Origin of the sequence: Klebsiella sp. 10982, assembly GCF_048589245.1 — a bacterium.
GTDB lineage: Bacteria > Pseudomonadota > Gammaproteobacteria > Enterobacterales > Enterobacteriaceae > Klebsiella > Klebsiella quasivariicola.
The window spans coordinates 1-2,128 of sequence record NZ_JBMAXV010000104.1 but is presented as its reverse complement, the minus strand read 5'-3'; the positions used below and the strand labels follow the sequence as shown (position 1 = coordinate 2,128).

At 41.1% G+C, this 2,128-nt stretch carries 1 protein-coding gene; it reads left to right on the top strand.

Annotated elements, in window-relative coordinates; genetic code table 11:
• A partial coding sequence (locus ACKLKD_RS27730) for a DUF2254 domain-containing protein (RefSeq protein WP_283074725.1) occupies window positions 1–982 on the top strand: 982 nt, incomplete at its 5' end.
• Between the last annotated feature and the right edge of the window lie 1,146 nt (window positions 983–2,128).

The following is a 2,128-nucleotide window of genomic DNA, read 5'->3' as shown; positions in this document are numbered from 1 at the left end:
AACCACACAAAATGTACTGGCCACCTTCATCGGTTCTTTTCTCTTCAGTCTGGTAGGGATTATTGCCCTCAGTATGGGAGCTTATGGAGAAAGGGGGAGAGTCATTTTATTCATTGTCACACTGGTTGTCATTGCCTTAATCCTCATCACATTGCTTCGCTGGATACAGCATTTGACCTCTCTGGGAAGGGTAGGTGAGACAACGGCAAAAGTAGAACAGGCGGCCATCGAAACATTTATTGCGAGAGCAAGAAATCCCTGTCTCGGCGGATATCCATGGCTTGAGAACAATGAACAGCCGAAAGGAACGGTTGCAGTTTATCCGAAGAAGATTGGCTATGTTGAATATATTGATATGGTGAAACTTAGCAAGCTGCTGACCAATGATCCCCGTCATGTATACCTCGTGGCGCAGCCAGGCAGTTTCATACATCCATCCATGCCCGTTTTGTACCTGAGTCAAGGCCAGGAGTCATCAATCAGCGCCGATTTACTTGAGACGATTATTGTCTCGGATGTACGTTCATTTGCTCAGGATCCCCGATTTTGTCTTAGCGTCATGGCCGAAATAGCCTGCCGGGCACTTTCCCCCGCAGTGAACGATCCTGGAACCGCCATTGATGTCATTGGCAGAGGTGTTCGTATACTTTCCACTTACGCGCAGTATAAATCTGATGAAATAGAAGTGAAATATCCTTCAGTTCATGTTGCACCACTTCAGAATAACGATCTACTGGAAGACTTTTTCTCACCTGTCGCGCGCGATGGTGCCGGTATGAGGGAGATTCAGATAAGAGTCCTTAAAGGACTGTCTATGCTGAGTAAGGGTTGGCCTGGGATATTTTCTGAGGCCGCGCATAATTTAGCATTTGAAACATTAGAGCATGCAATACGTGCTGACCATATAGATTCTGACAGATGTCTAATAAAATCAATTTATTATAATTTATTTAGTGGTGAAGACTCTAATAAAAAACCATAGTTGTGGGGAAAGTAATTAGGCCGCAGGAAAGATAATGGCAAAAAAAATTCCGAGAATGGGCGTCTGTTTTGTGGCATATGCGGGCGTGTTAATTGCGAGATGTATTAACCTATGGAGAGCAGTTCCATCTATACTCCTGTTAGCCCATGCTGGAAATATTGTTATCACTAGTCCTATCACGGAAAAGTTAATTGTATATTCTAACCCTACGCAGTATTCCGCTTAATGGCTTGCTTCTTTGTGTCTTTTCCCAACAGTATCCGACAATAAAAAGTACGTGAAGTAAACCCAACAAAATAACGCTGAACTGTATGGTCAGTCAATGTATTAGATTAACAGCTTTCGGGTATTTTTCTAGTGCTTTGAAAAAAAGGAATATCAGACATTAAAGGAAGTGGCTCATCCCTGAGCTCACGGGTAGAACAGTGGACTTTGTCATGGCAGAGTAAAGTCACTAGTTAGTATAGATAACATTTTGGATTTAACAATTGTAACAGATAAATATCTTAGCAATTATGGCTTATAACGTACAGATAAGGTTGAGTAAATCGTATTAAGATAAAGTATCTGATTGTCTGAAATATACTCCATTTCATATGGTAAGTAACTGACTCACCTGAGTATTGTAATACATTACAGATCACCTGATGACTCTATCACTAACATTACAATTGTGACTGTGATAATGTGATGCCTGATGTTTAAGTATGATTGAAAGATGTCTAGCGATTAGACAAGTCATCAATTGAAATTACAGTAATGGTTTTGGAGTAGATGTGACGTTTCACGACAATTTAATGGGTTATTTATTCCTGTTATTCAGCATGTGGCCAGTTTTTATGGTGTTATTTATTGGGCTTTCGCTTGCTTTATACGGCGTATTGATGCATAAAACTGCAATCTTCTGCTTCCTTACGGGCATCATCATTGGTTTAGCTGGTTGGATTTATAGATAATCATTAAGCAGAAAATAGGGGTATATGACGTTAATTTTTTTGCAAGTCAACGTCGATTTTCTTCATTTCCTTCAGGCAGATAGAGGTTTTTTATCATTCTCGAGCGGACGGTGAACATCGAAATCATCGGGTGGGGGCTTCGCAAACCGGCGGTTGTAGTCAGCCATGAACTCTTCGGCAAAGGCGTTTG